General features: G+C 57.8%; 15 protein-coding genes. 11 read left to right on the top strand and 4 right to left on the bottom strand.

Annotation, left to right across the window (positions count from 1 at the left end; genetic code table 11):
• The first annotated feature begins 95 nt into the window (after positions 1-95).
• The 10 genes from FQ185_RS27455 (at position 96) to FQ185_RS27405 (ending at position 9,237) form a co-directional block, all read left to right on the top strand.
• A complete protein-coding gene (locus FQ185_RS27455) occupies positions 96-650 on the top strand; it encodes a cysteine hydrolase family protein (RefSeq protein WP_149420166.1) in 555 nt (184 codons plus the stop codon).
• A gap of 36 nt (positions 651-686) precedes the next feature.
• Entirely contained in the window at positions 687-1,511 is an 825-nt protein-coding gene (locus FQ185_RS27450) for an alpha/beta fold hydrolase (RefSeq protein WP_149420165.1), read from the top strand.
• A gap of 273 nt (positions 1,512-1,784) precedes the next feature.
• Positions 1,785-2,366 carry a YjfI family protein gene (locus tag FQ185_RS27445; RefSeq protein WP_178113613.1) on the top strand — a complete coding sequence of 194 codons (582 nt, stop codon included), beginning with the start codon at positions 1,785-1,787 and terminating at the stop codon, positions 2,364-2,366.
• 24 nt (positions 2,367-2,390) lie between these two features.
• Complete coding sequence (locus FQ185_RS27440; protein ID WP_149420163.1) at positions 2,391-3,089, top strand: PspA/IM30 family protein; 699 nt, start codon at positions 2,391-2,393, stop codon at positions 3,087-3,089.
• 155 nt (positions 3,090-3,244) lie between these two features.
• Positions 3,245-3,808: a rhomboid family intramembrane serine protease gene (locus FQ185_RS27430; RefSeq protein WP_149420161.1), complete on the top strand. Its 564-nt coding sequence runs from the start codon at positions 3,245-3,247 to the stop codon at positions 3,806-3,808.
• A gap of 51 nt (positions 3,809-3,859) precedes the next feature.
• The gene (locus tag FQ185_RS27425; RefSeq protein WP_149420160.1) at positions 3,860-4,534 is read left to right on the top strand and encodes a DUF2491 family protein; all 675 of its coding nucleotides are present in this window, start codon (positions 3,860-3,862) and stop codon (positions 4,532-4,534) included.
• Positions 4,535-4,548: 14 nt separating this feature from the next.
• Positions 4,549-4,977, top strand: coding sequence for a DUF350 domain-containing protein (locus FQ185_RS27420; protein WP_149420159.1), 429 nt, complete (start codon positions 4,549-4,551; stop codon positions 4,975-4,977).
• Between the two features lie 18 nt (positions 4,978-4,995).
• The gene (locus FQ185_RS27415) at positions 4,996-5,706 is read left to right on the top strand and encodes a DUF1190 domain-containing protein (RefSeq protein WP_149420158.1); all 711 of its coding nucleotides are present in this window, start codon (positions 4,996-4,998) and stop codon (positions 5,704-5,706) included.
• Between the two features lie 12 nt (positions 5,707-5,718).
• Positions 5,719-6,876 (top strand): glutathionylspermidine synthase family protein, encoded by a 1,158-nt coding sequence (locus FQ185_RS27410; RefSeq protein ID WP_149420157.1) that lies wholly within the window; start codon positions 5,719-5,721, stop codon positions 6,874-6,876.
• 156 nt (positions 6,877-7,032) lie between these two features.
• Complete coding sequence (locus tag FQ185_RS27405) at positions 7,033-9,237, top strand: OsmC domain/YcaO domain-containing protein (protein WP_149420156.1); 2,205 nt, start codon at positions 7,033-7,035, stop codon at positions 9,235-9,237.
• A gap of 65 nt (positions 9,238-9,302) precedes the next feature.
• Here the strand turns inward: FQ185_RS27405 and FQ185_RS27400 are convergent, their stop codons facing one another.
• Complete coding sequence (locus FQ185_RS27400; RefSeq protein WP_149420155.1) at positions 9,303-9,833, bottom strand: single-stranded DNA-binding protein; 531 nt, start codon at positions 9,831-9,833, stop codon at positions 9,303-9,305.
• Between the two features lie 9 nt (positions 9,834-9,842).
• Entirely contained in the window at positions 9,843-11,240 is a 1,398-nt protein-coding gene (locus tag FQ185_RS27395) for an MFS transporter (protein WP_149420154.1), read from the bottom strand.
• Positions 11,241-11,431: 191 nt separating this feature from the next.
• On the opposite strand from FQ185_RS27395, the gene uvrA reads away from it, so the two are divergent.
• Complete coding sequence (gene uvrA, locus FQ185_RS27390; RefSeq protein ID WP_149420153.1) at positions 11,432-14,266, top strand: excinuclease ABC subunit UvrA; 2,835 nt, start codon at positions 11,432-11,434, stop codon at positions 14,264-14,266.
• 65 nt (positions 14,267-14,331) lie between these two features.
• Here uvrA and bfr read toward each other — a convergent pair whose 3' ends face one another.
• Both bfr and FQ185_RS27380 read right to left on the bottom strand, forming a co-directional pair.
• On the bottom strand, positions 14,332-14,796 hold the full coding sequence (gene bfr, locus FQ185_RS27385) for a bacterioferritin (RefSeq protein ID WP_007943775.1): 465 nt from the start codon (positions 14,794-14,796) through the stop codon (positions 14,332-14,334).
• 155 nt (positions 14,797-14,951) lie between these two features.
• The gene (locus FQ185_RS27380) at positions 14,952-16,400 is read right to left on the bottom strand and encodes a catalase (RefSeq protein ID WP_149420152.1); all 1,449 of its coding nucleotides are present in this window, start codon (positions 16,398-16,400) and stop codon (positions 14,952-14,954) included.
• Positions 16,401-16,490 lie beyond the last annotated feature (90 nt).

Genomic DNA, 16,490 nt, shown 5'->3' with positions numbered 1-16,490 from the left:
TTTCCCCTTTCTATTGTCGGTGCGGCCAATCCTCGGACGGCCTGCCAGAGCCAATACTACATTCCACACCCAACACACACTTCGAGGAAACAGTCATGGCCAAGCAAGCACTCATCGTAGTCGATATCCAAAATGACTACTTCCCCCAAGGCAAGTGGCCGCTGGTCGGCGCCGATGCCGCGGCGGACAACGCCGTACGTCTGATCAAAGCCTTTCGCGACGCCGGTGATTCGGTGGTGCACATCCGCCACGAATTCACCTCCGACGCCGCACCGTTCTTCACTCCGGGCTCCGAAGGCGCGAAATTGCACCCCAAAGTCCTCAACCGCGCCGACGAGCCGGTGGTGCTCAAGCACTTCGTCAACTCGTTCCGCGAAACCGAACTGAAATCGATCCTCGACGAGCAAGGCATCGACAACCTGGTGGTCGTCGGCAGCATGAGCCATATGTGCGTCGACGGCATCACTCGCGCTGCTGCGGATATGGGCTATACCGTCACGGTGATCCACGACGCTTGCGCCTCCCGTGATTTGGAGTTCAACGGCGTCACCGTTCCGGCAGCCCACGTTCATGCCGCCTTCATGTCGGCCCTGGGTTTTGCCTACGCCAGCGTGGTGTCCACTGACGAATTCCTGGTGGCCAGCCGCTAAGCCTTACCCAACGCAATCTCACTGGAGATGATCGACATGGCTACTCTGACGACTCGCGAGGGCAACACGCTTTATTACAAGGACTGGGGCAGCGGCCAACCGGTGGTGTTCAGCCACGGCTGGCCCTTGAGCGCCGACAGTTGGGAATCGCAGATGCTGCACTTGGCAAACAACGGTTTCCGCGCCATCGCTCACGACCGTCGGGGCCATGGCCGATCGAGCCAGCCGTGGGACGGCAACGACATGGATCACTACGCCGACGACCTGGCAGAGCTGATCGAACACCTGAACCTGAAGAATGTCATTCTCTTTGGCTTCTCCACTGGTGGCGGTGAAGTCGCTCGCTACATCGGCCGTCATGGCACTAAACGCCTGGCGAAAGTCGGGCTGATCTCCGCCGTGCCGCCGCTGATGCTGAAAACCGAGAGCAACCCCAAAGGTCTGCCGATCGAAGTGTTCGACGGCATCCGCGCCGGCGCCATTGCCGACCGTTCACAGCTCTATAAAGACATCGCCAGCGGCCCGTTCTTCGGCTTCAACCGCCCCGGCATCAAACCGTCACAAGGGCTGATCGATTCGTTCTGGATGCAAGGCATGATGGGCGGCCACAAAAATACCCTGGACAGCATCAAGGCGTTTTCGGAAACGGATTTTCGCGAGGACCTGAAGAAGTTTGATGTGCAGACGCTGATCATCCACGGTGATGACGACCAGATTGTACCGATTCAGGCAGCCGGGCTGGAGAGCAAGCGGTTGATCGAACATGCCAAGTTGCTTGTGTATCCGGGGGCGCCGCATGGGCTGACGGACACACATAAAGAGAAGGTGAATGCGGATCTGCTGGCGTTTGCCAAGAATTGATCGAACCCCGAAAAATAATAAGGCCCGCAGCGTTTGAGCGCTGCGGGCCTTTTTTCGTTAACCCATGCACGGCGGTCATAAAATCTCACGCGTGAGCTATTGTGAGTCACAAAAATTGACTGTAGTGTTTCCCACGCGTGAGATTTTCATAACGGAGTAACTGCGATGAAAAGCCGCTCTTCATCCGGTTCGCCGGTCGAGCCTGTTACTGCGTCAGAGAGCAAAAAAGGAGAGCGCTCGAAACCGTCCGCGAAAAAACCATCGAGCTTTTACATGAAGCAGATGCGCGCGGGCCTGGGTGCCGCCGGTTATGTGAAACACGAGACTTGGGTGCTTCCCGAAAATCGAAGCCTGCTCAAGCAGATGGAGAAACAGCTACGCCAACCGATTCTGGCTGGCTCATTCATGTCGGAGAATTACATGAGCGCAGGTACCAACTGGAACATCGACCGCCTCTTCAGCGCCCTTCAGGCCCTTGATGAAGTGGTTTCCAACGACATCACCCTTTCCCTCGTCCAAGGTTCCGAATCCAGCATCAAGCTGGAAATGAACGATTTCGGTGGCTTGCCCATTTACATCGCGGTGGTTGGCGAACAGATCATCGTGGATACCGTCCTGGTCGATGTCGAGTCCATCAAGGATGTACCGGCCTTCAACGATGCCGTACTGCGCAGCCGGGAAATGTTCCCGCTGTCTTCGATCGGTATCGAGTCGATGCCTAACGGGCAGGTTGTTTACAACATGTTCGGCGCGCTGAGCTCCGACTCCAGCCTGACCAACATCGTGACCGAGGCCAAAACCCTCGTCGACAACGTGCAGCGCGCCAGCGAAGCCTTCGAACGCTTCTTCAATTAATTATTCGGGAATAGGCAATATCCAATGACTCAGTCTATCTGGAGCAAACTGTTCACCGCGCTGCGCGGCGGTGCCAACGAAGTCGGCGAATCGATCGTCGACCAACAGGCCCTGCGTATCCTCGACCAGGAAATTCGCGATGCTGACAGCGCCTTGGCCAACGCCAAGCGTGAGCTGGTCACCATCATGGCCAAACACAAACTGTCGGCGGATCGCGTCAGCGAGTACAACGCCAAGATCAAGGATCTGGAGTCCAAGGCGATGGCCGCGATCCAGGCCAACCGCGAAGACCTGGCTTTGGAAGTGGCCGAAGCCATTTCGACCCTGACCAATGAACTGGATGTCGAGCAAAAGCAGGCCACCGAATTCGGCGGTTACGCTGACAGCATGCGCAAAGACATCACCAAGGCCGAAAACCGCATCAAAAGCCTGCGCCAGCAAGTGGACATGGCCAAGGCCCGCGAAAGCGTGCAGAAAGCCCAGGTCAGCGCGTCCATCGCCAGTGGCGGCGCCAACGGCAAGCTGGAAACCGCCGTCGGCACGCTGAACCGCCTGCAGGCCAAGCAGCAGCAACGTGCTGCTGAACTGCAAGCCCAGGACGAACTGGCCGATGCGTCGACCGGCACCGATCTGGAACGTAAGCTTCGCGAAGCCGGCATCACCCCGGATACGGGCAGTGCCAACGCGATTCTGGAACGCCTGAAGCAAAAATCGGCCGAGTAATCGACCCAGGTGCTGGATGCATAACCTGTGGGAGCGAGCCTGCTCGCGAAGAGGGAGTGTCAGTCGACATCGATGTTGCCTGACAAAAACGCTTTCGCGAGCAGGCTCGCTCCCACATGGGTTGCGTACCAGTTTTTTGTTGATTCGAGGTCAAGATGGATGCCCTGAAGGGTTTCAAAACAATCGCAGGCCTGGCCCTCTTCATGGTCGCGCTGCAACTGCTCAATGTTGCGACCGGCTACAGCCTCATTACCTTCGGCCTCGTGCCAAGAACAGTGCACGGCCTGACCGGCATCATCACCTCGCCTTTCTTGCACGCCTCTTTTGCGCACCTGAGCGCCAATCTGATTGCCTTTTTGATCCTCGGCACGCTGGTCATTATCGATGGGCTCAAGCGGTTCCTGGCCGTCAGCGCCATCATTATTCTGCTAGGCGGCTTGCTGGTCTGGCTGTTCGGTTTTGCTGGCGTACACGTCGGTGCCAGCGGCTGGATATTCGGGCTGTGGGCGTACATCCTGTCGCGCGCCTGGTTCCAGAGAAGCTGGGGCAACCTGATCATCGCCAGCGTCGTCGTCCTGCTTTATGGTGGTTTGATTTTTGGTTTCCTGCCTCGCCGGGGCGTTTCCTTCGAAGGGCATATCTTTGGTGCGTTCGCCGGGTTTATTGCCGCCAAGGTACTTTTATCCGTGCCGCGCAGCAGGTTAAATGCCGCCCGATAACCGCACTCGAACGCGTCTACCTCGCCTCTACTCGCCTCAAGGAAGTCTTCAATGGGATGGTTAAAACAGTTGATGGGGCTTGAGGCCCCGAACGCGAATACAGATTCGAAATGGACAGCCAACGAAACCCCGCCAGCCACCGGTCCGCTAGGCCTGGGGCTGGGCAAGGGCGTGATGTTCGACTCGACCCTGAGATTGTTGCTCGACGGAAAAACCACGGTGGCCATACCGGGTTCCCAGCAGATCTGGAGCAATGGCACCATTGATCTCGGGCAGTCGACCTGGCTGTCGCGCTATTACATGAACGATGAAGACCACTGGTTGCAGGTGCACACCACCGGTGACATCGCCGGGCAGATCGAGTCGGTGATCCTGTTCAACTACCTCAGTTACATCCCCATCAGCAGTGAAGCCGAACTGCGTCGGCTGGCCGGTCCGCAAAGCCTGATCGGGCTGCCGACCTACACCCACAACGGCGTCGAATACACCCGCGAATGGGGGACCGAGAACGGCCAGACGGAATTGGTGGCGCTGAGCGAACACCTGAAAAATCCGGATCAGTCCTACAACATCGAGCACCGTTCGATGCTGTACGCCCGCGAAACAGGCCTGACCGATCGCCGGGAGTTCCTGCTGTTTTCCGTCGAAGAAGACGCCGAAGGCACCATCAGTTTGAGTACGTCGCTGGGAATCTCGCTGTACACAACCGACCTGAACACGTTTTAACAAGGAAGAAGTCCATGCTCGAAGCACTCTCCATCTCCCTGAACAAAGCCGCCGTACTCGGTTTTGTTTCGTACATCCTCGGCGCCGCCGTGTTGTTCGCACTCTTCCAGTTCATCTACACCCGCATCACCCCGCACAAGGAGTTCGAACTGATCCGTGCCGGTAACGTTGCGGCTGCGATTGCCCTGGGGGGTGCCATCATCGGTTTCGCCATTCCGGCCAGCAACGTCATTGCCTACTCGATCAACATCGTCGACTTCGTCGTCTGGGCAGTGATTGCCGCTTTCGTCCAATTGCTGGCGTTTCTGATGACCAGTCTCGTACTCAAAGGCGCTTCAGAGCGCATCAAAAAAGGTGAGATCGCGGCAGGTATCTATGTCGCGGCAGTGGCCATCAGCGTCGGCATGTTGAACGCCGCGTGCATGACCCCTTCCCAGAACTGATTGCGCACGGAGCTCCTGATGAAACGAAGCAAGTACGTTCAGCTGTCTCTGGCAGCGTCGGTCGCCATGGCGATATCAGGCTGTGGGCCGACGGAAAAAACCTACGCGGTACAAAAGAAGTACAACTTCCAGTCCGTTCAGCAATGCGCCGATGAAAAACTACCGGTGGACGTCTGCTCGGACGCCTACATGACGGCCATGACCGAGCATCGCCGCATTGCGCCGGTGTATGACAACCAGGCCGATTGCGACGCCGACTTTGTCGCCGACTGGTGCCAGCAGGATTCCGCCGGCAAGTTCATCCCCAAGCTGGGCGGGTTCGAACTGACCGCCGATGGCCAGGTCACGCAATCCCAGGTCGACGCCGCCAAGGCTCAATTACCAGCCTCGGAAGCGAACACGGGGGGCTCGGGCTTCTCCACCGGCAGCCTGCTGACCGGCCTGCTGATCGGCAACATGCTGAGCAGTAACCGCAATAGCTACCACTCCGAGCCGGTGTATCGCTATCGCGATGATCGCGGCAGCTACTCATCCTCAACGCTCGGCCAGCGGATTTCCAAGGGCTCAACCTTTACCAAATCCAATCAGGCGCGATACGGCAGCAGCAACTACTCCGACTCAATCCGTTCCGCCAGCAAGCCGGTTTCCGTTGCCTCGTCCACCTCCCGAGGCGGCTTCGGCAGCAAGGCCAGCGCACGCAGCGGCTGGGGCGGCGGGTCGAGCAGTTAAGGAAACAAGGCCATGAAGAAAATTCACTGCGCAGAACGTCATGACTGGAAACAAACCGCCGACAGTCTCGGCTTTTTGTTCCACACCATCGACGATGAGCCCTACTGGGACGAGAGCGCGTATTACCAGTTCACGCTCAAACAGATCGAAAACGATCTCGAAGACCCGACCACCGAGATTCATGAGATGTGCATGGACTTGGTCAGTCGGGTGGTTCAGAGCGAGCAAATGCTGGAGCGCCTGAGCATTCCCCCGCCGTTCTTCGACATGGTTCGCACTTCATGGCTCGAAGGCCACCCGCACTTGTACGGACGCATGGACTTCTCCTACAACGGCACCGGGCCTGCCAAGTTGCTGGAACTCAACTACGACACGCCGACCAGCCTGTACGAAGCTGCGGCGTTTCAGTGGGGCTGGCTGGAACAATGCATCGAACGCGGCTTGCTGCCCAAGCACGCAGATCAGTTCAACAGCATCGACACCAAACTGCATCAAGCCTTGGCTCAACTTCAGCTCAAACAGCCCTTTTATTTCGCCTCGATGAAAAACTCGGTCGAAGACAAGGGCACCACCGACTACCTTCGCCTGATCGCGGAAAAGGTCGGAATAGAATCACGGCATATCGATATCGAGGACATTGGCCTCACCAGTGAAGGACGTTTCGTCGACCTCGAAGATCGCTGGATTCCTCACCTGTTCAAGCTGCATGCCTGGGAGTTCATCTTCCACGAGCCCTTTGGTGCCGCGATTGCCCAGAGTGATACGCAGTTTTTTGAGCCGGCCTGGAAATCCATCATTTCCAACAAAGGCATCCTGCCGCTGCTGTGGGAGTTCAATAAAGGTCACCCGAACCTGCTCGCGGCTCACCTGGATACCGATCCGAGCAAAGCAGTGCCCAAGGGCTGGGTGCGCAAGCCGTTCTTCTCGCGCGAAGGCGCCAATATCGAGCTGCAAACCGCCGAAGGTCTGATCGTGAAAGAGGACGGGCCCTACACCGACGCGCCATTCATCCTTCAGGAGTTTGCGCCGCTGCCGCAATTTGGCGACAGCTTTACGCTGGTTGGCTCCTGGGTGATCGGCGACCAGGCAGCCGGTATCGGCGTGCGGGAAGACAACAGTTTGATCACCAAGGATTCGAGCCGTTTCTTGCCGCACCTGATACTCGACTGAAAAACTCATCGCCCATGAAAAGGCCCGGTGCCGTGCATCGGGCGTTAGGGGTGAAACAGGTGCAAACCTGTCTCGGGACCAGACAACCACAAGACTTACCGCTGAAAAGCCGGATAATGGCGGCCAATTCGTCTGCCGCTATTCTGGTAATCCCCCATGGAAATCAAGGTCAACTTTCTCGACAACCTTCGACTTGAAGCCAAGTTCGACGACTTCACGGTGGTGGCCGATCAACCTATCCGCTACAAGGGCGATGGCTCCGCACCGGGTCCGTTCGATTACTTTCTGGCTTCATCGGCGTTGTGCGCGGCTTATTTCGTGAAGTTGTACTGCGACACTCGCAGCATTCCCACCGATAACATCCGCCTGTCGCAGAACAATATTGTTGACCCGGAAAACCGTTACAACCAGATTTTCAAGATCCAGGTCGAGCTACCGGCGGACATCTCCGATAAGGACCGCCAGGGCATCCTGCGTTCCATCGACCGTTGCACCGTGAAAAAAGTGGTGCAAGCCGGGCCTGAGTTTGTGATCGAAGAAGTGGAGAACCTCGACGCCGATGCCCAGGCGTTGCTGATGCCTGCTTCTAATTCAGAGGCGCACACCTATATCGCGGGCAAGGATCTGCCGCTGGAGCAAACCATCGCCAATATGTCGGCCATTCTGGCGGACCTGGGCATGAAGATTGAAATCGCTTCGTGGCGCAATATCGTGCCTAACGTGTGGTCGCTGCATATCCGCGACGCGCACTCACCGATGTGCTTTACCAACGGCAAGGGTGCGACCAAGGAAGGCGCGTTGGCGTCGGCGTTGGGCGAGTTTATCGAGCGACTCAACTGCAACTTCTTCTACAACGACCAGTTCTGGGGCGAAGACATCGCCAACGCTGAGTTTGTGCATTACCCGAACGAGCGCTGGTTCAAGCCTGGTCGTAAAGATGAGCTGCCGACTGAGATTCTCGACGAGTACTGCCTGAAGATTTACAACCGCGACGGCGAGCTGCGTGGTTCCCACCTGATCGACACCAACTCGGGCAATGAAGAGCGCGGCATCTGCTCGTTGCCGTACGTGCGCCAGTCGGACGGCGAGGTGGTGTACTTCCCGTCCAACCTGATTGAAAACCTTTTCCTGAGCAACGGCATGAGTGCCGGTAACACACTGGCCGAAGCCCAGGTGCAGTGCCTGTCGGAGATCTTCGAGCGCGCGGTAAAGCGCGAAATCATCGAAGGCGAATTCGCACTCCCGGATGTACCGGCCAGCGTGCTGGCGAAGTACCCCGCCATACTGGCCGGTATTCAGGCGCTGGAAGAGCAGGGATTCCCTGTGTTGGTGAAGGATGCATCCCTGGGAGGTGAATTCCCGGTGATGTGCGTCACGTTGATGAACCCGCGTACCGGCGGTGTGTTCGCCTCATTCGGCGCGCACCCGAGCCTGGAAGTAGCGCTGGAACGCAGCCTGACCGAATTGTTGCAGGGCCGCAGCTTCGAAGGCCTCAACGACCTGCCCCAGCCGACGTTTGAAGGCCATGCGGTGACCGAGCCGAATAACTTCGTCGAGCACTTTATCGATTCCAGCGGCGTGGTGTCGTGGCGTTTCTTCAGCTCCAAGTCCGATTACGAATTCGTGGAGTGGGACTTCTCAGGCCAGGGTGAAAACTCCAATGCCGAGGAAGCCACAACCTTGTTCAGCATTCTCGAAGGCATGGGCAAGGAAGTGTACATGGCGGTCTATGAGCATATCGGCGCCAAGGCGTGCCGCATCCTCGTACCGGACTATTCGGAAATCTATCCTGCGGACGATCTGATCTGGGATAACACCAACAAAGCGCTGTTCTTCCGCGCCGATATCCTCAACCTGCATCGCCTGGACGAAGACGAACTGCGCGCGCTGGTTGAGCGTCTGGTGGAAAGTGAGCTGGACGACTACACCGATATCACCTCCCTGATCGGCATCGAATTTGACGACAATACGGCGTGGGGCCAGCTGACGATCCTGGAGTTGAAGCTGCTGATTTATCTCGCCTTGCAGCAATTTGAAGAGGCGAAAGAGGCGGTGGAGATGTTCCTGCAGTACAACGACAACACGGTTGAGCGCGGCTTGTTCTACCAAGCCGTCAACGCGGTGCTGGAGATGAAGCTGGACGAAGACCTGGAGCTGGAAGACTACGAGGCTAATTTCCGTCGGATGTTTGGTAACGAGCGGATGGATGCAGTGATCGGCTCGGTGGCCGGCAGTGTGCGCTTTCATGGTTTGACGCCGACCAGCATGAAACTGGAGGGGCTCGACAGGCACCTGCGATTGATCGACAGCTACAAAAAACTGCACACCGCGCGAGCCAACGTGACGACGTTATCCAGTTAACGGCGCCAACAAAAAAGCGAAGCCAGATGGCTTCGCTTTTTTGTTACTGACTGGATAGCTGCTTTTTAGAACGGGATATCGTCATCGAAGCTGTCGAAATCCGGAGCCGGCTGTGGAGCGGCCTGCTGTGGAGCCGGAGCCTGACGCGACTGTTGCGGTGCCGACGACTGCTGCGGACGCGGAGCCTGTTGGCGTGGGGCCGGGGCGGACTGCTGGTAGTTATTGCCCCCGCCTTGTTGGTCGCCCTGCTGCGGACGGCCGCCCAGCAGCTGCATGGTGCCTTGCATATCGACCACGATTTCGGTGGTGTAACGCTTGATACCGTCTTTTTCCCACTCGCGGGTTTGCAGCTTGCCTTCGATGTAGACCTGCGAACCTTTACGCAGGTACTCGCCGGCGATTTCGGCAACCTTGCCGAACATCGACACACGGTGCCATTCGGTCTTCTCGACCTTCTGACCGGTTTGCTTGTCGGTCCACTGTTCGCTGGTCGCCAGACTCAGGTTGGTCACGGCGTTACCGTTAGGCAAGTAGCGAACTTCGGGATCCTGGCCGCAAGTGCCGACCAATATGACTTTGTTAACCCCACGGGCCATAACGTTCTCCTAGGCTACGCACGCTGCCCCGGCCGGGTTGTTCACCAGGCGTTCAAGGGTGGTGCGATCCAATAGTTCGGTGTCCAATTTGATGTAAATCGCCGCTTCATCCTCGACGATCACTGCATCTGTTACCCCTACGACGGCCATCAGGCGCTCGACCAGACCCGCTTCGCGGATCGCCTCGGGCGACAACGGCAAGCGCAGGCTCGTCACGTAGGGAGGTTCGCGCATGGTAACAGCAAAGACCAGCCAGAGGGCAGCCAGACCGGCGCATCCAAGGAACACAACCGATAAGCCGCCATGCTGGAACAACCAGCCGCCGAGTATCCCGCCCAGTGCCGAACCGAGGAACTGGCTGGTGGAATAAACCCCCATCGCCGTGCCCTTGCCGCCTGCCGGTGAAACCTTGCTGATCAGCGATGGCAACGAAGCTTCCAGCAAGTTGAACGCGGTAAAGAACACCACTGTCCCGATCACCAGAGCCCGCAAGCTATCGCCGAACTGCCAGAAGAATAGCTCAGTGAGCATCAGCGTCGCGACGGCACCGAGTAAAACTCGTTTCATTTTGCGTTTCTTCTCGCCGTAGATAATGAACGGGATCATGGCGAAGAAGGAAATCAGCAGCGCGGTCAGGTACACCCACCAGTGCTGCTCTTTGGGCAGCCCGGCCTTTTCGACCAGGGCCAGCGGCAATGCAACGAAGCTCGACATCAACATCGCGTGCAACACAAAAATACCGAAGTCCAGGCGCAGCAGGTCCGGATGCTTGAGCGTCGGTATCAGCGCCTGGCGCGCAACACCGGATTCGCGGTGCTGCAACGGCCCGGTCGAGCGAGGCACCATGAACATCACGATCACGATGCCGAACAACGCCATGCCACCCGTGGCGAAGAACAACCCCGACAGGCCGAAGGCGCGCGTCACCAACGGTCCTACAACCATGGCGACAGCGAACGACAGACCAATCGTCATGCCGATCATGGCCATGGCTTTGGTCCGATGCTGTTCACGGGTCAGGTCTGACAGCAACGCCATCACCGCCGCGGAAATCGCCCCGGCGCCTTGCAGGATTCGTCCGGCGATCACGCCCCAGATCGAATCGGCATTGGCCGCCAGCACGCTACCGAGGGCGAAAATAATCAACCCCAGGTAAATCACCGGACGACGGCCGATGCGATCGGAAATAAAGCCGAAAGGAATTTGAAAGATCGCCTGAGTCAGGCCGTAAGCGCCAATCGCCAACCCGATAAGGGCCGGGGTCGCTCCTGCCAGATCCATCCCATAGGTCGCCAATACCGGCAACACCATGAACATGCCAAGCATACGGAAGGCGAACACCAGGGCCAGACCGCTTGCTGCGCGGGTCTCACTGCCACTCATGCGTTCGCTGTGGGGATCGTGCATGGAAAAACCTCATGTGAACCGGCGGCGATTCTACCAGTCCCATCGATTGACAGGGTAAATCGCGACGCTTTGACGCGCTCCGCTGACAGACTCTTCATGTAAGACATAAACCCGCTCGTTTGATAGTGTGCATCCATCCAGTATTTGGCCGTATACTCCTACATTTTCGACGCCCGCCAAGCGAGGCCACTTTGGACAAGATCCTGATTCGTGGGGCCCGAACCCACAACCTGAAGAACATCGACCTGACCCTGCCCCGGGACAAACTGATCGTCATCACCGGCCTGTCCGGCTCCGGCAAATCGTCCTTGGCATTCGACACGCTGTACGCCGAAGGCCAGCGCCGCTATGTCGAATCGCTGTCGGCCTACGCCCGGCAGTTTTTGTCGATGATGGAAAAGCCTGACGTCGATACCATCGAAGGCCTGTCGCCAGCGATCTCCATCGAACAGAAGTCGACCTCGCATAACCCGCGCTCGACGGTTGGCACCATCACCGAAATCTACGATTACCTGCGCCTGCTTTATGCTCGCGTGGGTATTCCGCGCTGCCCGGATCACGACATTCCGCTGGAAGCCCAGACTGTCAGCCAGATGGTCGACCTGGTCCTGGCGCAACCGGAGGGCAGCAAACTCATGCTGCTGGCCCCGGTGATTCGCGAGCGCAAAGGCGAGCACCTTTCGGTCTTCGAAGAACTGCGCGCCCAGGGCTTTGTGCGGGCCCGGGTCAACGGCCGGCTCTGCGAGCTGGATGAATTGCCGAAGCTGGATAAACAGAAGAAGCACTCGATCGATGTCGTGGTCGACCGCTTCAAGGTCCGCGCTGATCTGCAACAACGCCTGGCCGAGTCGTTCGAAACCGCGCTGAAGCTGGCGGACGGCATCGCCCTGGTCGCACCGATGGATGACGAGCCCGGCGAAGAGATCATTTTCTCCGCGCGTTTCGCCTGCCCGATTTGCGGCCATGCCATCAGCGAACTGGAACCCAAGCTGTTCTCCTTCAACAACCCGGCCGGTGCTTGCCCGACTTGTGATGGTTTGGGGGTGAAGCAGTTCTTCGACATCAAGCGGCTGGTTAACGGCGAACTGACGCTGGCCGAAGGTGCGATTCGCGGCTGGGACAGGCGTAACGTCTATTACTTCCAGATGCTCGGCTCGTTGGCTTCGCACTACAAGTTCAGCCTGGAAGTGCCGTTCAACGAACTGTCGGCCGACCAGCAGAAGTTCATCCTGCACGGCAGCGGGTCGCAGAACGTCGACTTCAAATACCTGAACGACCGTGGCGACATCGTCAAACGCTCGCACCCGTTCGAAGGCATCGTGCCGAATCTGGAACGTCGCTACCGCGAAACCGAGTCCGCCTCGGTGCGTGAAGAGCTGGCCAAGTTCCTCAGCACCCAGCATTGCCCGGACTGCCGTGGCACCCGCCTGCGTCGCGAAGCGCGGCATGTGTGGGTTGGCGAGAAGACGCTACCGGTGGTGACCAACCTGCCGATTGGCGATGCCTGTGAATATTTCGGTGGGCTGAAACTCACCGGTCGCCGGGGTGAAATTGCCGACAAGATTCTCAAGGAAATTCGCGAGCGCCTGCAATTCCTGGTCAATGTCGGTCTCGACTATCTGTCGCTGGATCGTAGCGCCGACACATTGTCCGGTGGTGAGGCCCAGCGTATTCGACTGGCCAGTCAGATTGGCGCGGGCCTGGTGGGGGTTCTGTACATCCTCGATGAACCGTCGATTGGTCTGCATCAAAGGGACAACGATCGGTTGCTTGGCACGCTCAAGCACCTGCGCGACATCGGTAACACGGTGATCGTGGTCGAGCACGATGAAGACGCGATTCGCCTGGCCGATTACGTGGTCGATATCGGCCCGGGTGCTGGCGTGCACGGCGGGCATATCGTCGCCGAAGGTACGCCGGCCGAGGTCATGGCTCACCCTGACTCACTGACCGGCAAGTATCTGTCGGGCCGTGTGAAGATTGCAGTGCCGGCCAAACGCACGCCGCGAAACAAAAAGTTGTCGCTGTCCCTCAAGGGCGCTCGCGGCAATAACTTGCGCAATGTCGATCTGGATATTCCGATCGGTCTGCTGACCTGCGTGACCGGCGTGTCCGGCTCGGGCAAGTCGACGCTGATCAACAACACACTATTTCCTTTGAGCGCCACAGCACTCAACGGTGCCACAACTCTCGAAGCAGCCGCTCACGACAGCATCAAGGGCCTGGAGCATCTGGATAAAGTCGTCGACATCGACCAAAGCCCGATCGGTCGCACGCCGCGCTCCAACCCGGCGACCTACACCGGGTTGTTCACCCCGATTCGTGAACTGTTTGCCGGTGTGCCAGAGTCCCGCTCCCGCGGTTATGGTCCGGGACGCTTCTCCTTCAACGTGAAGGGTGGACGCTGTGAAGCTTGTCAGGGCGATGGCCTGATCAAGGTGGAAATGCACTTCCTGCCGGACATCTATGTCCCGTGCGACGTCTGCAAGAGCAAGCGCTACAACCGCGAAACCCTGGAGATCAAGTACAAGGGCAAGAGCATCCACGAAACCCTCGAGATGACGATCGAGGAAGCGCGGGTGTTCTTCGATGCGGTTCCGGCTCTGGCGCGCAAGCTTCAGACGCTGATGGATGTCGGCCTGTCGTACATCAAGCTGGGGCAATCGGCGACCACATTGTCTGGCGGTGAAGCTCAACGGGTGAAGCTGTCCCGCGAGCTGTCGAAGCGCGATACAGGCAAGACCCTGTATATCCTCGATGAGCCGACCACTGGCTTGCACTTCGCAGATATCCAGCAACTGCTCGACGTACTGCATCGACTGCGCGACCACGGCAACACCGTGGTGGTGATCGAGCACAACCTGGACGTGATCAAGACGGCTGACTGGTTGGTGGACCTAGGGCCGGAAGGCGGCTCCAAGGGCGGGCAGATCATTGCAGTCGGTACGCCGGAAGAAGTGTCCGAGATGAAGCAATCTCACACGGGCTTCTACCTCAAGCCGCTGCTGGCTCGCGACAAGGCCTGAATCAGGCCCACGAAAAAGCCCCTGTCACCTCATCGGTGACAGGGGCTTTTTTTGTATCGGTGCTATCAGGCGTGGGATTGCAGGTAGTTCTCGAGACCGATCAACTTGATCAGACCCATCTGCTTTTCAAGCCAGTAGGTGTGGTCTTCTTCGGTGTCATGCAATTGAACTCGCAGCATCTCGCGGCTGACATAGTCCTTGTGCTGCTCGCAGAGCTTGATGCCCTTGCAAAGCGCGGCGCGGACTTTGTATTCCAGTCGCAGGTCAGCGGCGAGCATGTCCGGCACGGTAGTGCCGACATCAAGGTCGTCCGGACGCATGCGCGGCGTGCCTTCGAGCATCAAAATCCGACGCATCAGGGCATCAGCGTGCCCGGCCTCTTCTTCCATCTCGTGGTTGATACGTTCGTAGAGCTTGGTGAAACCCCAGTCCTCATACATCCGCGAATGGACGAAATATTGATCACGCGCCGCCAGTTCGCCGGTCAGCAACGTGTTGAGGTAATCGATTACGTCTGGGTGGCCTTGCATCGCCCTACATCTCCCTGCTTGAAAGTCTGTAGTTTGAACCAAGCAGACTGTTTGGTCACTCAGCTTGCGAGATAAAAGCGAAGATATTCTGAGAAAAGTAGCTTAAATAACGCAAAAACCGCCCTAATGAGGGCGGTTCTGCTTCTCGTTTAGACTTAGTTAAGCGGTACGCCCAACGCCTTTGCGATTGCTTCTCCGTACGCCTGATCAGCTCTGAAGAAGTGTTGCAATTGACGGTCGATCACGTCGCTGGAAACTCCTGCCATCGCTCCCGCAATATTGTTGACCAGCAGGGTTTTCTGCTCATCATTCATCAGACGGAACAGCGCACCGGCGTGGCTGTAGTAGTCGGTATCTTCGCGATGATCGTAACAATCAGCAGCACCGCTCAGCGCCAGAGCTGGCTCGGCATAGCGAGGTGCTTGCTTCGGCGACTCTACGTAACTATTCGGCTCGTAGTTTGGCGTCGCACCGCCGTTGCTGCCGAACGCCATGGAGCCATCGCGCTGGTAGCTGTTGACCGGGCTGCGAGGAGCGTTTACCGGCAGTTGCTGGTGGTTGGTGCCAATACGGTAGCGGTGAGCATCAGCGTAAGCGAATACCCGACCTTGCAGCATGCGATCCGGTGACAGACCAACACCCGGGACCATGTTGCTCGGACCGAAAGCTGCTTGCTCGACTTCAGCGAAGTAGTTCTGAGGATTGCGGTTGAGCTCCAGTTCGCCCACCTCGATCAGCGGAAACTCTTGCTGCGACCAGGTCTTGGTCACGTCGAACGGGTTCTCGTAATGCGCCGCGGCTTGGGCCTCGGTCATGATCTGGATGCACACGCGCCATTTCGGGAAGTCCCCGCGCTCAATCGCCCCGAATAAGTCACGCTGTGCGTAATCCGGATCGGTCCCTGCCAGCCGCGCAGCTTCCGAGGGCGCCAGGTTTTTGATCCCTTGCTGGGTCTTGTAGTGCCACTTCACCCAGTGCCGCTCGCCATTGGCGTTGAACAGGCTGTAGGTGTGGCTGCCGAAGCCGTGCATGTGACGGTAGCCGTCAGGGATGCCGCGGTCCGAGAACAGAATGGTGACCTGGTGCAGCGCCTCAGGGGAGTGCGACCAGAAGTCCCACATCATTTGCGCACTTTTCAGATTGCTTTGCGGCAGGCGTTTTTGGGTATGGATGAAGTCCGGGAATTTCAGTGGATCACGGATGAAGAACACTGGCGTGTTATTGCCAACGATGTCCCAGTTGCCTTCTTCGGTATAGAACTTCAGGGCGAAACCCCGTGGATCGCGCTCGGTATCAGCCGAACCGCGTTCACCGCCGACGGTTGAAAATCGCAGGAAAGTCGGAGTTTGCTTGCCAACGGATTCGAACAATTTGGCGCTGGTGTACTCGGTGATGTCGCGAGTAACGGTGAACGTACCGTAAGCACCTGAGCCTTTAGCGTGTACGCGACGCTCAGGGATGTTTTCACGGTTGAAGTGGGCAAGCTTCTCGATCAGGTGGAAGTCGTCGAGCAGCAGCGGGCCGCGAGGGCCGGCGGAGCGGGAATTCTGGTTGTCGGCGACAGGAGCGCCACTGGCGGTCGTAAGCGTTTTATTTTGGCTCATGCGATCTCTTCCTCTGTCAGTCATTTACTGCCGGCTAATCGGCTGAAAGAGAGTATCGATCACGAACGTTACACCTACAAATTCATTAAC

The organism is Pseudomonas sp. ANT_H12B (assembly GCF_008369325.1).
Classification (GTDB): Bacteria; Pseudomonadota; Gammaproteobacteria; order Pseudomonadales; family Pseudomonadaceae; genus Aquipseudomonas.
The sequence above is the reverse complement of the archived record's forward strand: the minus strand, read 5'-3'. Positions and strand labels throughout refer to the sequence as shown.

Excerpts from the sequence above, each read along its gene's own strand:
- FQ185_RS27455 (WP_149420166.1), top strand. The coding sequence starts at position 96 with ATGGCCAAGCAAGCACTCATCGTAGTCGATATCCAAAATGACTACTTC.
- FQ185_RS27450 (WP_149420165.1), top strand. The coding sequence starts at position 687 with ATGGCTACTCTGACGACTCGCGAGGGCAACACGCTTTATTACAAGGAC.
- FQ185_RS27445 (WP_178113613.1), top strand. The coding sequence starts at position 1,785 with ATGAAGCAGATGCGCGCGGGCCTGGGTGCCGCCGGTTATGTGAAACAC.
- FQ185_RS27440 (WP_149420163.1), top strand. The coding sequence starts at position 2,391 with ATGACTCAGTCTATCTGGAGCAAACTGTTCACCGCGCTGCGCGGCGGT.
- FQ185_RS27430 (WP_149420161.1), top strand. The coding sequence starts at position 3,245 with ATGGATGCCCTGAAGGGTTTCAAAACAATCGCAGGCCTGGCCCTCTTC.
- FQ185_RS27425 (WP_149420160.1), top strand. The coding sequence starts at position 3,860 with ATGGGATGGTTAAAACAGTTGATGGGGCTTGAGGCCCCGAACGCGAAT.
- FQ185_RS27420 (WP_149420159.1), top strand. The coding sequence starts at position 4,549 with ATGCTCGAAGCACTCTCCATCTCCCTGAACAAAGCCGCCGTACTCGGT.
- FQ185_RS27415 (WP_149420158.1), top strand. The coding sequence starts at position 4,996 with ATGAAACGAAGCAAGTACGTTCAGCTGTCTCTGGCAGCGTCGGTCGCC.
- FQ185_RS27410 (WP_149420157.1), top strand. The coding sequence starts at position 5,719 with ATGAAGAAAATTCACTGCGCAGAACGTCATGACTGGAAACAAACCGCC.
- FQ185_RS27405 (WP_149420156.1), top strand. The coding sequence starts at position 7,033 with ATGGAAATCAAGGTCAACTTTCTCGACAACCTTCGACTTGAAGCCAAG.
- FQ185_RS27400 (WP_149420155.1), bottom strand. The coding sequence starts at position 9,833 with ATGGCCCGTGGGGTTAACAAAGTCATATTGGTCGGCACTTGCGGCCAG.
- FQ185_RS27395 (WP_149420154.1), bottom strand. The coding sequence starts at position 11,240 with ATGCACGATCCCCACAGCGAACGCATGAGTGGCAGTGAGACCCGCGCA.
- bfr (WP_007943775.1), bottom strand. The coding sequence starts at position 14,796 with ATGCAAGGCCACCCAGACGTAATCGATTACCTCAACACGTTGCTGACC.
- FQ185_RS27380 (WP_149420152.1), bottom strand. The coding sequence starts at position 16,400 with ATGAGCCAAAATAAAACGCTTACGACCGCCAGTGGCGCTCCTGTCGCC.